Origin of the sequence: Microcoleus sp. S13C4 (assembly GCF_036700865.1) — a bacterium.
Classification (GTDB): domain Bacteria; phylum Cyanobacteriota; class Cyanobacteriia; order Cyanobacteriales; family Microcoleaceae; genus Microcoleus.
Genome location: NZ_JAUBPS010000057.1, coordinates 17,975 through 39,302, shown reverse-complemented (window position 1 = coordinate 39,302; position 21,328 = coordinate 17,975). Strand labels below are relative to the sequence as shown.

The following is a 21,328-nucleotide window of genomic DNA, read 5'->3' as shown; positions in this document are numbered from 1 at the left end:
AATTAATAATTAAGTGGGGTCGTAAAATCAAAAATAAGGGCAATGCGTGTATCACAGTTTAAATGTGCAACAGCTTAAGTTTATTTTTTCGAGGTATTGGCGATCGCTCTAAACCAATGCGGCTGCTTGAGGCGGTGAGTTTTTTTCTACACCTAATTGGGTTCGCTTCACAACCAACAGCGTAATATCATCAAACACTTTTTGAGTGCCGATATGTCGCCGTACATCGTCAATCACCGCTTGCTTAATTTCCCCAGCCGACAAATCCCAGTTTTGGCTAATGACTTCACACATCTGCTCAACGCCATATTGTTTTTTCTTAATGTCTTTTGCTTCGGGAATACCATCGGTATATAGCACTAAACCATCTCCTAGCTGTAGCTCAATTGAAATGTGACTGATGAACTCAGCAATATCATCGTCGAGGGCGATAGGGAAGCCTAAATCCATTGTGTCGATACGTTCTACCAGTCCACCGTTTCGCACAATGATTGTTTCTTCATGCTGCCCGCTGATGCTGACCCATCCTTCGGAGTAATTTAAAATCGCTAGGGTGAGACTTTTGTCGGAATTCATGCGCTGCACGTTTTTATACAGGGTGCGGTTGAGCGCATCTAAAAACCGAACCGGATCAGTTTCGCGGATTTCCTTGAGGGTACGGACTGCCGTTTGCGCCATCAGCATCAAGATACCGCTTTCGAGTCCATGTCCCGTGACATCGCCGATGCCAAGAGTGACAACGCCATCGGTGTTTAAAACATCATAGTAGTCGCCGCCGACTTCATCGGCCGCCTCCATGTATGCGGCAATATCGAGTCCTTCAATTTTCAGTTCCTCAGCATTGGGCAGAATCATTTGCTGCATTTGACGCACGATATCCAATTCAGCAGCCATGCGAAGATTGTCTTCCTTGAGTCTCTCATTGAGGCTAATGATTTCGTCGTTAGCACTTGCTAGTTCTGCCGTGCGTTCTTTGACTTTATATTCTAACGTTTCAAACAATTCCTTGAGTTGACCTGCCATACGGTTGAAGGAGTTTCCCAACTTATCAAGTTCAACTAGGCGACTGTGTTTAACGTATTGCTTCAAGTTGCCATCTGCCATGTCTTCTGAGGCTTCGGTAATCAGCTCTATAGGGCGGGTAATCCAACCAGCGGTGAGAATACCGATTAGGAGCGCCATCATCAACGCTACCACACACAACCCTATTGTGGTACGAGTATGAGCATTGATTTGACCCATGAAGTCGGATTCTGGAACTACAGTCACGATTAGCCAGTTCAACCCAAATAGGTCTTGCCAAGGATGAACAAGGACAAAGTAAGATTTTCCTTGAATTTGAAAGCTCAAACTTTGCCTGTCTCTAATTGCCTGAAAACTACTAAACCGATTTTTTAGAGTTTGAGCTGTCCTTTGAATTAACGGATCATTAATGCTTAAGGCACTAAAGCGTTGGGTCTTACCATTTACTTTGCCAAAAGAGGGTTGAGAACTAGAATTGGCTATTAACTGCCCATCTCGTTCAATGACAAAGACACGTCCTGATGAGCTAATATTTAAGTCGCGTAAAAAGTTGGTAATATTTGATAGTTGTAAATCAACCCCAATCACGCCAAGTATTTTGCCGTTTTTTGCATAAATGGGACGCACTGCCTCTACAGCCATGAAGTTGAGTGGGTCAACAGAATATACCGAAGTCCAGGTTGGTTTACCTGCTTTAGCCGCCTGAATATACCATGCGGGTACCCCCTGGTCGGGTGTCACCTTCTTAACATTAATCCGTCGTAGCACTTTACCCCGATCGCCCTGCTTGTTCACGGCATAGGTAGCTAAATCTCCGTTTGTTCTTGCAGAGACTTCCTCAATGATGACTCCTTCCGCTGGAAGGTATTTGCCAGCCCCAATATAGCGTCCATCTGCTAACCCATATGAGATAAAGCCAACATTATTAAAGGCTTGCACCTGCTTCCAAAAATAACGTCCAGCCCGGTCAAAGTTTTCTAGATTGAGTAATTCTGTCTCAATGGCATCAATATTGATCTGATTAATTCGATGAGGTAGGGAAAGATAGTCAGTTAGGTGCTGATCGGTGCGGTTGCTCACCTCAGCCATCAACTGGTTAGCAAGATCGGTTACGGCTTGTTCTCCACTTCTAAATGAGAGATAACTAACTAAGCTAACTGCTGCAACAATTTGCACAACGAAAGGAACAACGAGGGCAGTACGGAGAGGAAATTTACGAGAAGTATTTTTCAAAGATTTAATGAGTATAGTGGTTCACTAAAAATAATTCACGCTTTTAGCATCGCTTCCAGTTGTTGTGATGTGTTATTAGGAGTTTCTACCTGTCGCTTCACAACCCGCAATGCACTATCATCACTGGCTTAGGGGGATACAAACGGCGTTTTAATCCCACACAAAGCCTGCACTGGCTTTATATGGAGCTGTAGACATCCCTATTTTCTTGCAACCAGCAGAGCTGTGGGATTCGCTCTCAGCAGTTTACAGGGCTTATGTCCTGTATTATACAGATATTGGGGTCATATATGAAAAAGTTTTCCATCGCAAGCGACACCAATCAGTCGGGAGAGATACGGGCAAAAATTTTGATAGGGAAAGATTTAATAACACCCTGATGCAAAGGATATCTCAAACTATGTTATTTTTTTATAAAAAGATATCCAATTATGTGGGGGCGATCGGGTATTTTATACATGATTACGAGGCTTCTTTAAGCCTAAAAGTGTCGAGGATTTTTCCTGGCTATGCAGAACGACCGAAAAATTTAAGTTTAATAACGAAACTTGCCTGGGAGTTTTGAGATAATTTACTCACAACAGATGTCGAGTTTAGCACTGTTGGCAGCAGAAGTCGTTCACGCAATTAATAAGAATCCAGTCAGTTTTATTGACAGCAAAATAGTTGATTTTAATCCTTCTGTTTTAGATTTGTCCAACCTGATTAAAAATAACCCTCACTACTCTTATGCATTCGCACCATAAATTGCCTCAAGTAAAGTTTAAAACCTGTTAATCGGGATTTAATCAATAATGCAGAAAGAGCGTCAATCCTGTTGAGCAGATAGCAGGTTTAAAAGCGTTTATCTAGTTTTAATAAATAATATTATTTATGTAGGGGCTAATTTCAGACAGCCCCTACATCATCTTTAGTCCCACTGACTTATTTTTGCAGCGGATTGAGTTTCGTAACCGAGCTTTCCTTGGCATCTTCAGCGCTATCTTTGAGGAAACCAGAAGCATCCTTAAAGGCGGCGCCTACTCTCTCTAAAATTTTGGCATCGGGATTGCTGCGATCGAATACGGGTTGAGCCTGAGCCGGCTGTCCGTCTGGCGCTTCTAACAGAGTTTTATCTCCGCCGAGTTCGAGGTCGAACTTGTCAGTTTCCAGGGGTGCAGACCCCGGATAAAGCAGCTTTGAGGAATTAGATTCAGCGGTAGTCGAGGCTAGGAGGCGATCGCCCAATATCGACAAATCAGCCCGATTCTTTTCTGCTTTAGCAGGCGACTGATTGACTTTAGGGTCAGTAGACATTTGATAATTCGTGTATCCATCACCACCGGCCTTGTGGGGGTTATTCATTCCTCCCATTTGAACGGGAGGATTCTCAGGCCGAGCACCTCGAACATCGCCGGCATTGCAAGCGGTGCTGGTAAACAGCAGCAAACCTGCCATAAATACAGTCAAAAATTGACCGATACGCAGTCTTTTAAAAAAGGCAGTTACAGTGTTCACAAAATTTTTCCAATTTTTTACTACTACTTTTCAAGAGTAAAAATTAACTCCCATGCCTGCCTCTAACGGCGGTCATATTTTGCTCCGGATTGCTATCGATTTTTTTTATAACTTTAGAGGGATTTAAAAAGTGCGGACGTACTTTCAAACCCTAGTGCTAGGGTGCGTCAGTTGCAATAATTGCTCGATTTGAAGACTTTTTTGTTCTGACACACCCTACAAGCTTCTAATTTGGGAATTGTTCGACTTTCGCTTCAGCTTGCAAAGTCAGCAAACCAGTTTCCACATCTAGCTGCTGAATTCGCAGCGACATTCCCTCGATTTCAAAATTTCGCAAGTTTAAAACTTCACCAGCTTTGTCGGCCAAAGCTGCTGTTAACTCCGGCGAAAATTCCTTGTTTTCGGGATACTCGACATCCTGAAGAGAAATTGCCCAACCGCCCTCTGCGATCTGAGGTTTTGATGTAAAATAAATCTTTTCCGTGGAGTCCGTTTCCCGCACCAATACCTCAGCATTTAAAGCTATTTTTCCGGCTAGCAATTGGCACTCAATAGTTTTAACGTCTATGGTCCGCAGTTGTCCGTCAACAGTAACTTTTAAGTTTTTCAGTTTCCTGCTGATGTATTCAGAATTAAAAGCGCGGTTGATATCGCTTTCTGTTAAAACTGCGCGTGCCGCACCGAAGGCAGGGCCGTTCAGTTCAATTTTGCCAAACATAGCGGTCAGGGGATTGACAGCAATATCCTTTATGTGAATTTGCAAATCTTCCACGCGCAAATCTTGTTGCATTACCAACCCTGTGCCCTCAACCGCAACGGCCTCTACTGACCCCTGGGCTAGCTGGATCGGATCGGTGTTAACTGTCACAGACAAAGTTTCGGATTCGTCTAATTTGCTCGAAATAGCAATCTCGGCCACTTTGTCGATCGCCTGTTCCCCTAAACTTCTATTTTGTTGAAGCACGCTCAGAATTCCTAATAATTATTGTTTTAAAAATAGTAGTTAATACTTAATTGAGTTAGCGTCTTCCTCTCGGCAGGTTTCTCGTCTGAAAAAAACTCAGCCAAAGACAGAGGGTTTCCACAAAATTACTAAAATTAGTAAGCTGCTCTTCGGCGCACTCTACATTGACTCGGTGGCGAAGCGGTGAAAAATCAAAAACTCGGATTTTTGCCAAAAAAAGTTTTTTCGCGAAGTTCGATCGCCCGCTACAATAAGTTAAGAGCCGGCACCGCCATTTGCAATGAATCCAGAATCAACTCTCGCCAGACTACAAGCTACACTTCCCGACGGAAAACTGCCTTCTAGCTACGGGGTATACTTCAAAAACACCCTAGTAGCCCTATGTCACGCCCTAGAAGACCACATTTTGCAAACCAGTGGCGGGGACAAAAGCGAACTCCAACCCTTAGTTTTGGTAACGTTTCAGCAGGGTAAATGGTATTTACAGGAAGCCGATCGCTACCTAGATATTGCTAATGCCTCTCGGCGCGTTGTCATAGGTGCAGTAGCCGACAGCGGTTTCGCTACCCACAAAACCGGGCAATTAGAAAATGTATCTTTAATAAATCTCGATGAAAACGACCCCATAATCCAAGAATGGAATTTAATCATCCTGGCCCCGACATACAAAGCAATGGTGCTTTGCCGTGAACTTTCAGACCAGGAATACTTGCCCGAGGGCAAGCCAGAAGTAGATACAGAGCGAAAGTTCTACGGTTTGTGGTCGTTTGACCAGTCTTTGGTGTCGGCGGCTGCTGAAATTTTTATAGAACAAACACGACATTACAACTCCCCCCTAGCCGACAGTTTGGTGGAAATGCACCACGAAATCCTGGCAACTAAAGGCCCGCCCTTGGCCGACATTAGCGGCGTGGTATCCCGGATCGTCACTTACCTGCAAAGTTCTCAGCAGCAAATGGTGGCAATTAACCGCCAAACCCGCGAGTTGTGGGAATTGGAAGGTCAAGCTTTGCGTATCAGCCGCAACTTGAACGCTAACAAACTTCAAGCTTTTCTGCGGATGGCCCAGCGCGTGGACGAACGCGATACCTCAAATCCTACAGCGTCTTTGCAGGTGGCGGCTTTGTCGGAAACTTTGGGTCAATTGCTGGATTTGCCGGCTTTGCAGTTGCGGAGGCTGCGGCTGGCTGGATTGCTATTTCGAGTCGGCTTAGTTTCTGCCCCGAATGAGGTGTTCGATCGCACTCCCGATGCTTTCGACCAAGCAACTTTCTCATTTTGGCGCGATCGCAGCTTCATCGGTTCCCAACTGCTGCAAGCAATGCCGGAACTAGCACCTGTGGCGGAAATTGTCAAGCACCAACTCGAATATTGGGACGGCAGCGGCAGGCCAGAAGGTTTGCGAGCCGAAGCGATACCCATTGCTTCGCGGATTTTGGGGTTGGTGGCTGATTTTCAAGAATTGACTCAACCGCGTGGCGATCGTCCGGCTATGAGTTTGAGCGAAGCTTTGGAAGAGTGCCGGGAACAGTCCGGCATTCGCTTCGATCCGGCTTTGGTGGAAACTCTGGGCAACGTCGTCAGGCTGGCAGAAATGGGTTTGATGGAGTTACCAACTCGCCCGAGCCAACTGCCGAATGTATGGTTGGAGGATTTGGGCGATCGAACGACCGCGACCGCTCCCGCATTATAAAATAACTGGACTGTTGACTGTTGACTGTTGACTGTTGACTGTTGACTGTTGACTGTTGACTGTTGACTGTTGACTGTTGACCAACAACTGACAACCAACAACTGACAACTGACTAATGACTAATGACCTCGAAGCCATACGAAAAGGCAAAATTTTGATGTTGGCCGGCACTGATTTAGCCGGCAAAGACTTAGCGGGAGCCGAGCTCGCCGGCGCTAACTTGTCTCAAGCCAACTTGAGTGGAGCTAATCTCGCCGGCGCTAACTTGCAGCGGGCCGTATTGCGAGCCAACCTCCGAGGCGCTGACTTGAGCGGCGCTGACTTGCGAGGCGCAGATTTTCGCAATGCCGATTTGCGGGGAGCTTCCTTCGCTAACGCTTTAGTCCGCGACGCAAGTTTTGGGGGTGCTTTTTTGACGGGGGCATCCATCGGCAATTTGGATTTGAGCGGTGTCGATTTGCGGGGCGCCGATTTGCGGGGCGCTGCTTTGGCTCGGGCAATTTTGCACTCCGCCGATTTGAGTAATGCCAATTTGTCGGGCGCTGATTTGTCGGGAGCTGACTTGGAAGAAGCTATCCTGAATGGAGCCGTACTGCGCGGCGCTAACCTGACGGGGGCTAATTTGCTTTGCGCCATGATCGAACAAACCCTTTGGGATGGAGCGTTGCTCGATCGCGCCTGTCTCCAAGGCACCCCCCTGAGCCTTTAAATTTCAACAATGTTGTTTTGAAGACAGACAGAAACACAAGATCTGCTTATAGAGTGAATAAGCACAAGCGATTTTTACATTTCTTAATATAGGGTTATAATGGCGACTGTAGACGAGCAAACGAATAAATGGTAGCAGCTTTGTTTAGCGGTACATCCTTTCAAGGTCAAAGTGGCGATCGCCTTGTTAGTAAAGTAGCAGGAGCTGCGATCGCAGCCTTATTCAAGCGTTCTGAAAAGGCCGAGGCTAACATCCGAGTCGAACCTGTGGCCAAACTCTTGCAGGGAAGCATCGACGGTTTCGACTTTGTTGGCAAAGGTATGTTGATGTACAACGGCCTCCGCATAGAAGTGATGGAACTCTACCTGCAAGCACTCTCCATTGATTTTGGGGCGATTTTTGCAGGTCAAGTCAAATTGCGGCAGCCTACCCAGGCAAATATGCGAGTAGTTTTAAGTCGATCGGATTTAACCACCTCATTCAATACACCTTTTGTAGTTGAAAAACTCCAGAAGCTGAATTATCAAGAGCAATCTCTGCACTTTCAAAACACTGAAGTCAGCTTCGGAGCCGACAAATCAATTCGGCTTCAGTCCGAAATTACCATAGGCGATGCCAGCGAACCCGTCAACATAGATATTACAGCTCAGTTGCAAGTAGAAGACCGACGCAAAATCCAATTTGTCAGCGTTACTTACGGCGGTGACGGGCAAGCAGTAGACTTGGGTCAAGCTATAATTGCCCACGTAAATAACTTGCTCGACTTAGACAAATTTGCCTTAGAGGGCACTCAACTGCGAGTAGACCGCTGCCGAGTTCAGAACGACGAGCTGGTTTTCTACGGTTGGGCTGGTATCGAACAGTTCCCCAAAGGCAAGCGCTAAACTTCAGCCTGCTGAGGTGGCCAAATGAAATTTGTTTGAGGAATTTTATAGCTTAACAACAAAACCCGCCCACGCGGGTTTTGCTATTTTAGCGACAGTTGTTACGCTGTGGCGCTGCTAGGGTAAGGTCGCGCTATAGCCTTTAGGACAAAAATTGGGTACACCGAAACTGGTGTTGCCAAGCTTCTTAAGTTTGATTTCATACCTCATCTAGCCAAGAAATGCTATTTCCGGCGTATTTACAGAACTAAGTTGTCGCGCATTTAATTAATCAACTACTGCGTACTTAAACTCTTGTGGGGTGGCCACTCCTAGCGCACCTTCAAGTTTAAATTTAAATGCAAAAGAGTTGATTAACTGGGATTCTATTCTCGCCTCAAAATCAGCACTCAGGTTGATGCGATCGCATAAATTACCTTGATAAAGTTAGATTGTCCTCAACCTATAAACCGGGTTTAAAGGACTAAATTCTCTGGTAAAGGGCGATCGCCAGGAGTTGAACAACCCGGTTGAGGAGAGCCGCTAGGGCGTAAGTCCTGTGAGAAAATAAATAACCCCAAAAGAGGAAAAATGCTCGGATTTTATTTATTTTGTATCTACGTCGCAGTATTGTCCGTGTTTGCGGGACCCAGCACCCGCAGGCCCGAGAAATGGTGGGTAGAAATTGTCACAGATTTGCCTCACTGTACCTACTATTTTGGCCCCTTCGACACCGACAAAGAAGCCTCCAGCAATATTCCGGGCTACGTCGAAGACCTCGAAAGCGAGGGAGCCAAAAGAGTTAGCATCCGCATCAAACGGTGTCAGCCTTCGGAACTCACGATTTGTGATAGTGAATTCTCAGAGGGTATCGCGGCTTAAGAATTTTGATAGTCCAGACGCCATAAACCGGGTTTTTTGACTAAAATACTCCGTCTATCACGAGGGGTATCTGTTAAATAACCCGGTTTCTCAGGGTCAATAGTTGGTAAGTTTTGTTTGAGTTTTCAATTACCTCAAGCCTCAACAATAATATTAAGCATGATTTTGTCCGAGTCCTTACTCTGCGGACTTTATATTTGTAGTGGTGGCTTAAAATTCGGCATCTTCTCCACCAAAATGCAGATTTTAGCCAGCATTAACGGCCAAAAATAATCGGGGCTAAATCAGCACTGAGGACGAGCCGATCGCTCCCGTTGCATTGATAAATTTAGATCAGTAAAAACTACTTAAATCTTCCCAGAGGTACATATGTTTGAAATCTCTATGTTGGGTATGTTTTTCACGGCTTTTTGGCTGCTAGCTCAACCTGCTAGCAGCACTAGACGCGATGAATGGTGGGTAGAAGTTGATACAGATTCGCCAAAGCGTACCTATTACTTTGGGCCCTATGACAGCAGAGAGGAAGCTTCTGACAGATCGATGGGCTACATCCGAGACCTGGAGAACAAAGGAGCTAAAAAAATTACCATCAACCTCAAACAAGGTAGCCAACCTACTCAGCTAAGAGCTAGCGAAGAGTCTTGAGAAGGTTGGAAAGTGCAAATTACGGGCGAAGAAGAGTTGACTTGTTAACAGGGTTTTTTCAAATGAGATCGCGCTTGCATAGAGTAGGGACACAACAATGCTGTGTCCCTTTAAAATTTTTAAGAATTGGTATTATTTGCGCGCGATAAATGCAAGTTTTTTCAAAGGAGCATTTGGTTGAGATTACTGCGAGGATTAAAAGTACGATTTGCTTTGATTTTCTCGTAGGACTCTCGTTCGACAGTGGTGAGTTCTTTCGGCGGCACGATCGCAATTTTTACCAACAAATCAGTCCGCTCGTCTTTCTTGGGTTTCGGCCATCCTTTGCCCCGCAACCGCAAAGACTGACCCGAACGAATCCCGGCTGGAAATTTCACAGTGATCATACCTTCAGGCGCCGGCACTTCAATTGAAGCTCCCAACACCGCTTCGTCGGGAGTTATCGGCACTTCGCAGACCAAGTTCTCTCCCTCAAACTGGAAGAAAGCGTGAGGCAAAACTTCTAGTTTTAGGTACAAATCTCCCTGCTGCTTGGTGTATGGGTCAACTTGACCTTTGCCTTTTACCCGAATTTTGCTGCCAGTTTTTACTCCTGCTGGAATCGAAACTTCGCCCGTGGCGACTCGCTTGGAAGTGCCGTGAAATGCTTCCCCCAAAGTCAGGGAAACCAGCACCTCGGTGTCGAGAGAGCTTCCTGCGCTGCGGTTTTCGTACCCCGCAAAATCTTCAAATCCGCCAAAACCAGTGGGCCCGCCGGTGCGGTAGTTGCTGTAATTCCACTTGGCGTTGCGGCCACTACCCGCACTGCTACCTGCGCGGCCTAGCAAGGCATTGATAAATTCGTCAAAACTGCCGTACTCGCTGAAGTCAACCCCGCCAAAGTCTACATTCGTACTGCTCCCGCCCGGCCATCCGCCTGGAGTGGTGGCAGCTTGCTTCCAGTATTGACCGTATTGGTCGTATTTTTTGCGTTTTTCAGGGTCTGAGAGCACTTCGTAAGCTTCGTTTACTTCTTTAAAACGAGCTTCGGCTTCTTTGTTGCCGGGGTTCATGTCGGGGTGATATTTGCGGGCTAGTTTGCGGAAAGTTTTTTTAATTTCGTCAGAAGTGGCAGTTTTGTTGAGTCCCAAAATAGCGTAATAGTCTTTAAAATCTGTTGCAGCCATTAAGCAATCCCCTCTTTATTAGTTGTTATTTGTTAGTTGTTAGTTGTTAGAAAGAATAAATCCCAAATTAGCCGCAGGATGGCGCATTAGTATAATGCCAGGAGCCGAAGTGCCTGCGGCATCTCATTCAAATTATAGGTTATCAAAGGTTTGGACTCGATCGAGTTCGGTTGTTGCTTGACGTTCGATCGCAATTTCCGCACCCCGCTGCTGTTTGAGATTTTATAGCATTCGGCTCTCTGGTGCTGAAGGCAGCCGGAGCAGCCGGGTCTAGAAATGCTTTTGGCATTCGACAACAAAAACAATGGTTTCATCAATCAATGAACAACGCCCTTACCCTGGGCCGTTGCTACACCTTGGAGCTTTTAGACGGTGAAACTCTTGCCACCCTAAATTTGTAGGAGTTGTGCGCCTTCGGGCTTTCGGGAGGCGGCGAGAGCTTTAGGGTACATCCCGGTTGAAGCGATCCCGGGAAAGCTGCTGCTGTTGGTGGCGCGAGTACCCGTCGGGTTGAATGTCGCGGACGATCGCTCTTTTTTTGCGGTGCGCGGTGCGATAGCTACGCCCCGGCTTACGCCTACAAATGTCTCGATATGAGCTTTTCACCCAATACAAATCTTAGCAGGTTCTCAGCAGCAACTCCGGTCGAATCAGGTGTCTGAATTGTGACTATATTATACCCTAAAGTGCGCTGTCATCCCACAAAATTTCGAGATATTTTTTCTTCACCTCAGACCAGTGCTATAGAATCTTATTTTTACAACCTCTGAAGAGATTTAAATCAAAGTAATATAACATAATCTCTCCGCTGTCTGTTAGCTAAATCACACACTTGTATAAAACATTAAGATAGGATAATAGAGCGATCAGGTTTTAACGCCACGAGGGTGCTCACATTATGAATTATTTGCTAAGTTGGCCTTGCGGCTGCTGCGACGATTGGAAAGATAGTTCCGAGAGTTCTGTTGTACTCCGAAATGGGCAGCGCATTTGTCAGTCGTGCTACCAGCGCAAATACAAGAATCAGAAGCTATTCGCCAGACGTAGGCGATCGGACATATCTGTCTCACGGCAGACACTAACAGAGACTGTCCCTTATTAATAATGCGCTAGCCTTTGAATAAAGCCAAGTATTTGGATAACCTCGCATCAGCGGTGGGAATTAATAATCAACAAAAAAAATAATTAATTTCGTCATCAGTCATCAGTCATCGGTCATTGGTGATCTGTCACTAATTTAATTATTTATCCTCAGTCACTTGCTGACAGGTAACAGATTTTAACTTAAAAAACTAATGACTGACGACTAATGACTAATGACTAATAACTAAATGATAGTTCCATCAGGAATCGTGGCATTTTTCAGGACTACGATAATGCCGCTGCGGATGTAAAAACCTTGGTTTTCGCGGTTGGCTTCTTCCACTCGGTCTTTATTAATTATTTGAACATTGCGGCCGATGCGGGCATTTTTATCCACAATCGCGCGGCGAATTGTAGTATCTGCACCGATACCGAGGGCGACGCCGCCGGTGCCCAAACTCGAATGCCTTTCGGCGTCGGGTTCGTAGAAGTCCGCACCCATAACTAGAGTGTCTTGAATCGTACATCCAGCTTCAATGCGCGATCGAACTCCCAGCACAGAATGGTCGATCCGGCACTGTTTGAGAATGCAGCCTTCCGCAATAATCGATTCAGTGACGTGAGTATCTAAAAGCTTAGTCGGCGGCAAGAAACGCGGGCGAGTGTAAATCGGCGCATTTTCATCGTAGAAACTGAAAGGCGGCTGAGGCTGTTTTGTTAGAGCCATGTTAGCATCGTAAAAAGCCTCAATGGTTCCGATATCTTCCCAGTAATCGTCAAACAAATAAGCTTGAACATTGTGGTCTTTTGCAGAAGCCGGAATAATCTCTTTACCAAAATCAGTTTGGTTTGGAGATTCTTTCAGGAGTTTAATCAGAACTTCTCTTTTGAAGACGTAAATCCCCATCGAAGCAATGTAAGGACTTTCCTGAGCCTGCTGCGGTGTCAGTCCCAGTTTAGTAGTATCCACCTGCATTTGTTTGAGCGCATCGCCTTTTGGCTTTTCACTGAAAGAAACAATGCGGCCGGTGTCGTCGATTTTCATCAAACCAAAATCCGAGGCACGCTTCTCGTCCATTGGCAAAACCGAGAGGGTGATATCGGCGTTGGTTTCGCGGTGTCTGTGCACAAACTTCTGGTAGTCCATGCGGTAGAGGTGGTCGCCCGAAAGAATCAAGTATTCGTCAACGTCCCACTGTTCTAGCAGCGAGAGATATTGGCGAACTGCGTCGGCTGTCCCTTGAAACCAGTTGGGGTTTTCCTGAGTTTGCTGGGCGGCGAGTACCTCCACAAATCCCTCGGTGAAGCCGGAAAACTGGTAGGTACGAGAGATGTGACGGTTGAGGGATGCCGAGTTAAATTGCGTGAGGACGTAGATTTTGACTATTTCGGAGTTGATGCAGTTGCTGACAGGAATATCGATGAGGCGATATTTGCCTGCGAGGGGAACTGCGGGTTTGGCTCGCAGTTTGGTTAGGGGGTAAAGGCGGGTGCCTACACCGCCACCGAGGATGATGGCTAAGACTTTTTTCAAGGAACTTTCTCCCTAGGGTCGATTAACTCTCCAAGTACAGTGTCGGATGGTGAGGGCTTCTTGACAAGGGGGGAGAGCAAGGAAGTTTTGAGTTTTCACTTATGAGCGAGTCACTTACGCAGAAACCGGGTTGTTTAATCCAAATACTTCTTCACACCCTCAATAAGAGTTAAAAAACCCGGTTTATGAGAGTTGGAGTGCGTCCGGGACTAGAGTTATGAGTGGGGAGTTGTGAGTTAAAATACCCCTCAATCAATAATGGATATTTAACAAAGTTTTGAGTTGTGACTTAAAATACCCCTCAATAAATAAGGGCAGTTTAAGGAAAGAATAAGGTTGGGGATTTTGGCTGTTAATAACAAGTTTTTTAGGTAAATTGCGCGTTTTGGCACTTTCTCGCTCCAGGATGGCGCGCGCTGTTGTTCTTTTTCCAGGGTGGTCGATCGCACCGCCACGCTCGCTGAGCCTCTGTTTGCGTCCCAAGCGCGCTCTGGTTCTGTTTGAGTTTGATCCGGTTGTTTTTGCTGGCTTTCCTGTTATGTGAGTTTGTCCAACTCCACAGCAGTCAGGAAGCGCCGGCCGCCGGGACGATAATTTTCTAGGTAGAGTCAGTTTTCAATCTTAAATTGACTGCAAATTTGTGTAATATTTTACAATTTGTCGATCGATAAAATGGGATTAAATGTCTATTCTCTACCAAAAGTTAGATCCCCTAGAAACCTCTGCTACTGTAGCCTAAGCCGTAAAAGCTAGAAAAAGTGTATGCAAATTCAAACGCCGGACTGGGTTAAAAACGCGGTATTCTACCAAATATTCCCCGATCGCTTCGCCAAAAGCAAACAGCCTCGCAAACGCCTCCTGCAAAACTTCATGTGGGAAGAATGGCACGAAATCCCTACTCTGCAAGGCTACAAAGGCGGGGACTTGTGGGGCGTGATGGAACAGCTAGACTACTTGCACGACTTAGGCATTAACGCAATTTACTTCACCCCCATATTTCAGTCGGCCAGCAATCACCGCTACCATACCCACGACTACTATCAAGTCGATCCGATGTTGGGCGGCAATCCAGCGTTTAAAGAGCTTCTAGACGCCGCCCACGATCGCAATATCAAAGTTGTCCTCGACGGCGTATTCAACCACGCCAGCCGCGGCTTTTTCTTCTTTCACGACATCCTCGAAAACGGCCCCCATTCTCCTTGGGTGGATTGGTTTAAAATTGAAGGTTGGCCGCTATCTGCCTATGACGGCAATTTTCCTGCTAATTATGCCGGTTGGGACGGGAATCGAGCACTTCCTGAATTCAATCATGACAATCCCGAAGTCCGAGAATACATCATGGAAATCGCTGAATACTGGATTAAATTCGGCATTGATGGTTGGCGGCTAGATGTTCCTTTTGAAATTAAAACACCAGGATTTTGGCAGGAATTTCGAGATCGAGTGAAAGCAATTAATCCCGAAGCTTACATTGTCGGCGAAGTCTGGGAGGATGCGAGAGAATGGCTCGACGGTACTCAATTTGACGGGGTAATGAATTATCTGTTTGCTGCGCCGACTATTGCTTTTGCAGCAGGCGACAGGGTTGATTTAGCTCAACTTGAAGGTCGTTCTTACTATCCCTATCCGGCACTTTTTGCTAAAGAGTACGGCGACAAAATTCAGCAGGTTTTAGAACTGTACCCGTGGGAGATACAGCTAACTCAACTTAATTTGTTGGCAAGTCATGATACAGCTAGGTTGCTGTCAATTGCTGGGGGCGATAAAGCTAGCGTCGAACTTGCAACTTTGCTGTTGTTAACTTTTCCTGGAGCTCCCAGCATTTATTACGGCGATGAAGTTGGTTTACCCGGTGCTCTCGATCCCGATTCTCGTCGCGGTTTTCCCTCAGAATCTCGCTGGGAACGTGATGTTTTAGATTATCACAAGCAGTTGATAGCTTTGCGGCACAAATACGCTGCCCTCCGCACTGGTTCGTACCAAATTCTGTGTGCTGAAAGAACAGTTTACGTTTTTGCCAGAATTTTGGGGGATGAGGAAATAGTTGTTGCTGTCAATGTCGCGACCGAAGAAGCTAATATTAGCTTTGAGGCAGCTAATTTGAAATCTCCTCACGATAAATTGCTGTATGGAAAAGGCGAGTTTGTTTGGAAAGCTGACGGGGAAACTCGGCGTTTAGAATTGATGCTGCCGGCGCGATCGGGATTGATTTTAGGTTCGGATAATTAGTTTAAAATGTAGGCTAATGTGCTCCGTGCACACCTACATTTATCGCAGTAAGGGGCGCACCTACATTTATTTCAGTAAGGTGGGCCCCCCGACATTTTTCGGTGATATTCCCCGCGCATCCTACATTTATTATAGGCGTAAGGTGCGCTGCGGCGCACCCGAGATTTATCGGCGAAAACACAAGTTTGATTATGCTGCAACCATTGCTGGTACTAGCACCGAATCAATGATATGAATGACGCCATTGTCGGCAAGAATATCTGAAGTGAGAACTTTAGCGTCATTCACTTTAATGCCGTCTGAAGTATCAATTCCCACCACAGAACCTTCCACTGTTTCAGCAGAACTTAACTCAAGTAAGTTTTCGGTTAGTACCTCGCCAAACAGAATGTGATAGGTGAGAATTTTCTTGAGCTTGGGTATGTCTTCCAGCCAAGAGGCAATAGTGTTTGTAGGAATTTTGGCAAATGCCTCGTCAGTTGGTGCTAAGACAGTGTAGGGGCCAGGACTTTGCAATAAATCTAACAAACCAGCCGCTTCAATAACAGTCACGAGTGTTTTGAAAGAGCCGGCATTGGTGGCAGTCTCGACAATATCAGCCATGATGTTTTTCAGGAGTGCAAATAGCAGAAAATGAATCAGAGGCGACAATCATTTTAGCAATTTACAAATAGCAGAAAATGAATCGGAGGGATGATGATTATTTGAGGCATTATAAGTTAATTCGGTTGCCGGTCCTGATGGCTCGGCCCGATCGACCTTTTTAGCTTATCCTTGGCTGGCATCCTCCCCCTTGCGGAAAAACTGCTTTAAAATCTCTCCGGGCTCTCTGTCCCAGGTGTCGATATGTTCGTAAATTAAGCCGTCTTTATCCAGTTTATAAGTAGAGTAGCCGTTAAAAAAAATCCGAGCTTTCCAGGGAACCCGCAGTGTCCCGCGAACAGTCCAATTTGCAACAATAGTATCAGGGGCGGTCTGACTTACGCCGTGCAGGTCGAAGTAAATCTCCTTAAAGAATAGCTGCCCGTGAAATCGCAGAGTCCAAAAGATAATGCGATAGTTGATTTTTCCTTTAAATTTGTTAACAGGGTCTTGAAAATAAACATCTTTTGTGTAGATGTCGTAGGAGATGTCTTTTTCAAAAAGCGTCGGGAGTTCCGCTTTCAGGGTGTCTACTGCTTGTTCTACCTGCATTTGATATTCGAGCGCGCTCACGCTACCACCTTGTGACAGTATTAATTTATAACTTTAAATGAATAATCTCGATCGGCAGCGGGAGGAGCAAAAAATTGATACTTCATCCAGCTCTAATCTTACCTCTAATTATATTGTCCGGGCCTGCCTTTCTGCTGACCCGGACTTGCGACATCGAAACCTTGGCACAGATTTGACAGAACACCCCCACTCCTCTGACATTCTCGCAGAAATCAACAGCGGTAAGCTGTTGATGGTAGATAGCCGTCGCCGGAACGGCCTAATTTTGATTAAACGTTTCCACGCGGAGTTTGCTGGGCCTGGGGCTGCCGTTGGGGGCGTTTTTGATGTTGACTCTCAGCAGGCGATTCCCGTGGGCGATTTTTGTTTGGTTTGCCCTCAATCTCCCGAAGAAATACAAAAAGCTTTTGGAATTCGGCGGCAGTGGGTGCGCTTAATGGAACAGTTAACGGCAAAGCCGACAGCTTTGGAACGCGCACAAATGGTTTTAACTCAGTTTGAACAATATTTGGATTCGGAAACGGTGGCACAAATTCCAGATGAAGCTTTGGCACTTTTAGTAGGCGTATTTCCCCAGACTATTCGATCGGCGCGACAAGAAAATGATGAGTTATAAATTGGTATAGATACTTTAGGCTGCGATCGCACTGCTACAAGCTCCACTCGGCATTCTGCAAAACGACTCGATAGCCATCTGGGTCTTCAAAGGTCACTCCATCTCTGTCCCAGTAGGGATTGTAGGAGTTTACAGGCTCAAATCCAGTTGCTTTCATTCGCTCAACAGCCTGCTGCCATTCTTGTTGGTTAGGAAGGTAAAAGACGAGAAGATTGTCTTGAGTTGGAGCGCCACCTACAATATGTCCCCGTTGATGGATGAATTCAAAGTGGTGGCTTTCTCCTGGCATCCCAACCATTACTCCGTCAAAACCTTCATGGTTTTCAAAACGATCGATGATTTGCAGCCCTAAACCCTCTGTATAAAAATGAACAACTTGATCGAGGCAATCCGTTGGACGAGCAACCCGTAAAACCTTTCCTTGAAGCATATATATCTTCTCCAAAGTTATTTTTGTGTTAAGCAGAAACGGGATACCTAATATTATGAGTTGTCAAAAATTTCCCCTATGCGATCGACTGTTCGCTGATTTTCCTCGGGACTGCCCACCGTAATTCGCAAACCTCCTCCAGTATGCCGAATTAAAGTACCCCGATCTTTTAGCTGCTGCATGATTTGTTGGTGTTCCTGTTCGGCAGATTCGCCCTCACCGGCTTTTACGCGCAGGTAAACGAAGTTAGCCCCACTCGGCCAAACTTGCAATTTTTGATGCTGAGTTAGCGCTGCAATTAATTTGGCTCTTTCTGATAGAGTTTCGGGAATGGTTGCTAGCAATAACTGCCGCTGCGCTAGGGCAAACTCGGCTGCGGTTTGCGAGAAACTGGGGAGGTTGTAGGGGAGGCGGATTTTTTCTAAGGCGGCGGCGAGTTCGGGATGGGCGATCGCATATCCGACTCTCATTGAGGCTAACCGAAATGCTTTGGAAAATGTCCGCAAAATTATCCAATTCGGGTGGTTGTGCAATTGGTCGGCTAAAGTATTTTGGCTGAATTCAAAATAGGCTTCGTCAATTACTACTAATATCTCTTCGGGTAAAGTTGACAACCATTCTATTTCATCGCTTGTCAAAGCATTGGCTGTGGGGGAATTGGGATGAACGACAAAGACGGCGCGCACGGGGGGATTTTGATTTTGGGCGTTAGCGCAGCCCTCGGAGAGGATCGCCCTTTTAGCCGCCTGGATATCGATTTCAAAATTTTCTTCTTTCCGTTGAACACTCACAACGGGAATGCCGAGGGTTTGGGCGATTATTCCATACATCGAAAAGGTAGGATTCGCAACCAAAATAGAACCTTGCCCACCTAAACAAGTAGCTATTAAGAGCGATCGAATTAGTTCGTCGGAACCGTTACCAACAGAGATATTGTCGGCTGTAATGGCGGTTTTTGGCAGTGTAACCCCCCCTAGCCCCCCCTTATTAAGGGGGGGGACATTTAGGGATTCATTGACGTATTCGGCGAGATCCTCTTTGAGCGCTGCGTGGCCTCCGTCGGGATAGCGATTTGTCTCAATTAACTGCTGGTAAGTCCAAGCTAGCTTTTTTTTTAATTCCTCTGGCAAGTCGTAGGGGCATTCGTTGGTGTCGAGGCGATCGATCGCACTTTCCGAGTGCGCTGGTTCTCCTGATGTGCCGCCGGGATGGGGAGTGTAGGCGGTAAGTTCGGCTAAATCTTTTCGGATAAAGGGAAGCATGGTATAATTTACGACTTTTTATTTTAGATAATTTGCTTACAAGCATCTGAACTTAGCATAGAGCTTGTTCTATCTCGAAAGCAAGAGGAGAGGGCGAATTTAGTTTCTGTCGATCGATTGATGCGTCGGCTGTGGCAAATTGATTATTTTAATAAAGTAACTGCTGACATTTGGAAACCCAGTATGAAAGTCAAGCCTTCCGATATATCTAAAAATGCCGCCGCTACCCTCATAGCTTTGAGTTTGGCTGTTCTCCCTTCAGCTATGCCTGCCTCAGCTCAAACGGAGTCAGCTCCGGCCCAGAACAATACTGGTTCTAATGGAGTTGTTCTAGACAGAACTCCCTTTCAAGAAAGCAAAAATGACCACAATCATTGGGGTGCTTTGGGTTTGTTGGGCATCCTCGGTTTGGCGAATCTGTTTCGCAAGGATGAACCCAAACGCTACCGCGATCCGATGGGTGAATAGTTTTTTAAACGGCGAGTGCACCAGCCAAAAAACAAATCAACTGTCCTCGATTCAGAAACCGGGTTTTTTACGAAACTACTGGATTATTGCCTTTAGTCCTGACAAAAAACCCGGTTTATTGGATATTGAGGAGCGCTTTTGCCACAAAGTTTATTCAATCGCGCCACAAAGCAATCCCACCCAACAAACCGCTGACATTGGGTACTATTTTAACCTGTGGTGGTAACTCAAAAACAATCTTTTTAGTATTGCCACCGCCGATGTAAAGGCGATCGCAGTTAAAGAGATTTTGCAAAAAGGCGAGTGCTTTTTCCAGACGGCGATTCCATCTTTTGGAACCCACTGCATCTAATGCCGATCGCCCTAATTGCTGTTCGTAAGTTTCTCCTTTGCGAAACGGGTGATGTCCTAATTCTAAATTGGGCACCAAGATACCATCGACAAATAACGCAGAACCGAAACCTGTACCCAGGGTAATTACTAATTCTACGCCCGTCCCAGCAATGGCTCCCAATCCTTGAATATCGGCATCGTTAGCTACTCGCACGGGTTTTCCCAAGCGATCTTTGAGGGTAGTTTCTAGGTCAAAATCTATCCAAGACGGATCTAAATTCACTGCGGTTTTGATGATGCCTAGACGCACGACGCCGGGGAAACCGACAGATACTCGGTCAAATTCCCCTTGTCCGCTTGCTAAAGAGGCGATCGCCTCTAGTACGGGTTCCGGTTTCGGTGGTTGAGGCGTTTCTAAACGGCTGCGTTCCGTTTGGGGTTCGCCTTCATTGTCCAACACCATAACTTTGATGCCACTTCCGCCAATGTCAACGGCTAAGGTGCGAGTCGATCGATCTTGTTCAGTCATTGGATTGTTGAGACTTGCAAGTGGGTCAAATTTTAATTTTTGAATTGGCAAAACTTTTGAATCGCTTCCCAAATTTCCGCTAGGACATTTCCCAAAGAATGATCGTCTTCTAATTCGATTAATTGCACCCAGGGACGGTTAGCGGCAAAATTTCTGCTAGCTTGAATCGGTATTATTGTATCATGCTTGCCGTGAAGAATTAACGTAGGGACTGACCGCATTAATTTTTCTTCAGGGTATTGAGCCATATCTGCCACAAACTGATAATTCAAGGGCATCTCTCGCTGTTCGCCGTAGTGGTAAACGGGTAAATATTTCTCAGACTGCCACTTTTCTAAGTGTTCCTGTCCCAACATTGGCAGCCAGTGGGAGAGAAAGTCAAAAGCCGGTGCTAACAAAACTATTTGTTTTACTGACAATTGTCGATCGGCCAACCAAGCCGCTGTCAGCCCCCCAAAACTCGACCCTATTATGGTGACTCCTCCTAGATTTTTTACATTTTCTGTGGGAGATTGGGAGGATTGGGTTTGCAAAAATTCTGTTTCTATTTGGTTTAATTGGCGGGTGAGAGTAAGCCCCGAAAAATCGTTTTGATTGAGATCGGGAGTTTTTAGGTCAATTCCTAGGGACAAAAAGCGAGCTCGGAAATATTTTCCCTTAAGGGAATCGGGACTTGAAGCAAATCCGTGTAAATAAATGTAACTCGAATCGTTCTGTAGATTCATCCAGTAATTTTTATGAGACTGTTTAACTAATTATTTTAACTTAATATGAGTTATTAACTAAAAAACTTAAGACACTAAATCACAGAAATTATATACTGATATGTGGCAGAGATTAAGGATTCGCAGGGATTTAAATTATGTGCTGTTAGAGGGTTTATAACAAAAAATAAAGCACTCGCCTCTACTTGAAATGGCTACGCTTTTAGACTGGTTTGCCGAAGAAATTAAG

20 protein-coding genes are annotated in these 21,328 nt (G+C 45.8%); 8 read left to right on the top strand and 12 right to left on the bottom strand.

Annotation, left to right across the window (positions count from 1 at the left end; all coding sequences use genetic code 11):
• Nucleotides 1-108: 108 nt before the first annotated feature.
• The 3 genes from QT996_RS21340 to QT996_RS21330 all read right to left on the bottom strand — a co-directional run bounded on the left by QT996_RS21340 (nucleotide 109) and on the right by QT996_RS21330 (nucleotide 4,717).
• Entirely contained in the window at nucleotides 109-2,256 is a 2,148-nt protein-coding gene (locus tag QT996_RS21340) for a SpoIIE family protein phosphatase (RefSeq protein WP_333048750.1), read from the bottom strand.
• Between the two features lie 924 nt (nucleotides 2,257-3,180).
• Nucleotides 3,181-3,753 carry a DUF6658 family protein gene (locus QT996_RS21335; RefSeq protein ID WP_333048749.1) on the bottom strand — a complete coding sequence of 191 codons (573 nt, stop codon included), beginning with the start codon at nucleotides 3,751-3,753 and terminating at the stop codon, nucleotides 3,181-3,183.
• 226 nt (nucleotides 3,754-3,979) lie between these two features.
• Nucleotides 3,980-4,717 carry a DUF2993 domain-containing protein gene (locus tag QT996_RS21330; RefSeq protein ID WP_333048748.1) on the bottom strand — a complete coding sequence of 246 codons (738 nt, stop codon included), beginning with the start codon at nucleotides 4,715-4,717 and terminating at the stop codon, nucleotides 3,980-3,982.
• 280 nt (nucleotides 4,718-4,997) lie between these two features.
• On the opposite strand from QT996_RS21330, the gene QT996_RS21325 reads away from it, so the two are divergent.
• From QT996_RS21325 to QT996_RS21305, 5 genes are all read left to right on the top strand, one after another.
• Complete coding sequence (locus QT996_RS21325) at nucleotides 4,998-6,410, top strand: HD domain-containing phosphohydrolase (protein WP_333048747.1); 1,413 nt, start codon at nucleotides 4,998-5,000, stop codon at nucleotides 6,408-6,410.
• A 115-nt stretch (nucleotides 6,411-6,525) separates the two neighbouring features.
• The gene (locus QT996_RS21320) at nucleotides 6,526-7,119 is read left to right on the top strand and encodes a pentapeptide repeat-containing protein (RefSeq protein ID WP_333048746.1); all 594 of its coding nucleotides are present in this window, start codon (nucleotides 6,526-6,528) and stop codon (nucleotides 7,117-7,119) included.
• A gap of 128 nt (nucleotides 7,120-7,247) precedes the next feature.
• On the top strand, nucleotides 7,248-8,003 hold the full coding sequence (locus QT996_RS21315) for a DUF2993 domain-containing protein (RefSeq protein WP_333048745.1): 756 nt from the start codon (nucleotides 7,248-7,250) through the stop codon (nucleotides 8,001-8,003).
• 570 nt (nucleotides 8,004-8,573) lie between these two features.
• Nucleotides 8,574-8,864: a DUF1816 domain-containing protein gene (locus QT996_RS21310; protein WP_333048744.1), complete on the top strand. Its 291-nt coding sequence runs from the start codon at nucleotides 8,574-8,576 to the stop codon at nucleotides 8,862-8,864.
• 369 nt (nucleotides 8,865-9,233) lie between these two features.
• Complete coding sequence (locus tag QT996_RS21305) at nucleotides 9,234-9,509, top strand: DUF1816 domain-containing protein (protein ID WP_333048743.1); 276 nt, start codon at nucleotides 9,234-9,236, stop codon at nucleotides 9,507-9,509.
• A gap of 161 nt (nucleotides 9,510-9,670) precedes the next feature.
• Here QT996_RS21305 and QT996_RS21300 read toward each other — a convergent pair whose 3' ends face one another.
• The 3 genes from QT996_RS21300 to QT996_RS21290 all read right to left on the bottom strand — a co-directional run bounded on the left by QT996_RS21300 (nucleotide 9,671) and on the right by QT996_RS21290 (nucleotide 13,292).
• A complete protein-coding gene (locus QT996_RS21300) occupies nucleotides 9,671-10,675 on the bottom strand; it encodes a J domain-containing protein (protein WP_333048742.1) in 1,005 nt (334 codons plus the stop codon).
• Between the two features lie 441 nt (nucleotides 10,676-11,116).
• Nucleotides 11,117-11,281: a hypothetical protein gene (locus QT996_RS21295; RefSeq protein ID WP_333048741.1), complete on the bottom strand. Its 165-nt coding sequence runs from the start codon at nucleotides 11,279-11,281 to the stop codon at nucleotides 11,117-11,119.
• Nucleotides 11,282-12,002: 721 nt separating this feature from the next.
• A complete protein-coding gene (locus QT996_RS21290; protein WP_333048740.1) occupies nucleotides 12,003-13,292 on the bottom strand; it encodes a glucose-1-phosphate adenylyltransferase in 1,290 nt (429 codons plus the stop codon).
• A gap of 762 nt (nucleotides 13,293-14,054) precedes the next feature.
• On the opposite strand from QT996_RS21290, the gene QT996_RS21285 reads away from it, so the two are divergent.
• Nucleotides 14,055-15,521 (top strand): glycoside hydrolase family 13 protein, encoded by a 1,467-nt coding sequence (locus tag QT996_RS21285; protein ID WP_333048739.1) that lies wholly within the window; start codon nucleotides 14,055-14,057, stop codon nucleotides 15,519-15,521.
• 189 nt (nucleotides 15,522-15,710) lie between these two features.
• Here the strand turns inward: QT996_RS21285 and QT996_RS21280 are convergent, their stop codons facing one another.
• Nucleotides 15,711-16,124, bottom strand: coding sequence for a fasciclin domain-containing protein (locus tag QT996_RS21280; protein WP_333048738.1), 414 nt, complete (start codon nucleotides 16,122-16,124; stop codon nucleotides 15,711-15,713).
• A gap of 165 nt (nucleotides 16,125-16,289) precedes the next feature.
• Complete coding sequence (locus tag QT996_RS21275) at nucleotides 16,290-16,715, bottom strand: DUF2358 domain-containing protein (protein ID WP_333048751.1); 426 nt, start codon at nucleotides 16,713-16,715, stop codon at nucleotides 16,290-16,292.
• Between the two features lie 58 nt (nucleotides 16,716-16,773).
• Between QT996_RS21275 and QT996_RS21270 the strand changes: the two genes are divergently transcribed.
• Nucleotides 16,774-17,352, top strand: a complete 579-nt coding sequence (locus QT996_RS21270; RefSeq protein WP_333048737.1) for a hypothetical protein — start codon at nucleotides 16,774-16,776, stop codon at nucleotides 17,350-17,352.
• A 34-nt stretch (nucleotides 17,353-17,386) separates the two neighbouring features.
• Here QT996_RS21270 and QT996_RS21265 read toward each other — a convergent pair whose 3' ends face one another.
• Nucleotides 17,387-17,782, bottom strand: a complete 396-nt coding sequence (locus QT996_RS21265) for a VOC family protein (RefSeq protein ID WP_333048736.1) — start codon at nucleotides 17,780-17,782, stop codon at nucleotides 17,387-17,389.
• A gap of 53 nt (nucleotides 17,783-17,835) precedes the next feature.
• Nucleotides 17,836-19,044, bottom strand: coding sequence for a histidinol-phosphate transaminase (locus QT996_RS21260; RefSeq protein ID WP_333048735.1), 1,209 nt, complete (start codon nucleotides 19,042-19,044; stop codon nucleotides 17,836-17,838).
• A 183-nt stretch (nucleotides 19,045-19,227) separates the two neighbouring features.
• Here QT996_RS21260 and QT996_RS21255 point away from each other — a divergent pair, with 183 nt between their 5' ends.
• Nucleotides 19,228-19,512, top strand: a complete 285-nt coding sequence (locus tag QT996_RS21255; protein ID WP_333048734.1) for a WGxxGxxG family protein — start codon at nucleotides 19,228-19,230, stop codon at nucleotides 19,510-19,512.
• A gap of 154 nt (nucleotides 19,513-19,666) precedes the next feature.
• Here the strand turns inward: QT996_RS21255 and QT996_RS21250 are convergent, their stop codons facing one another.
• On the bottom strand, nucleotides 19,667-20,374 hold the full coding sequence (locus QT996_RS21250) for an ROK family protein (RefSeq protein ID WP_333048733.1): 708 nt from the start codon (nucleotides 20,372-20,374) through the stop codon (nucleotides 19,667-19,669).
• Between the two features lie 32 nt (nucleotides 20,375-20,406).
• Nucleotides 20,407-21,099 carry a YqiA/YcfP family alpha/beta fold hydrolase gene (locus tag QT996_RS21245; protein ID WP_333048732.1) on the bottom strand — a complete coding sequence of 231 codons (693 nt, stop codon included), beginning with the start codon at nucleotides 21,097-21,099 and terminating at the stop codon, nucleotides 20,407-20,409.
• Nucleotides 21,100-21,328 lie beyond the last annotated feature (229 nt).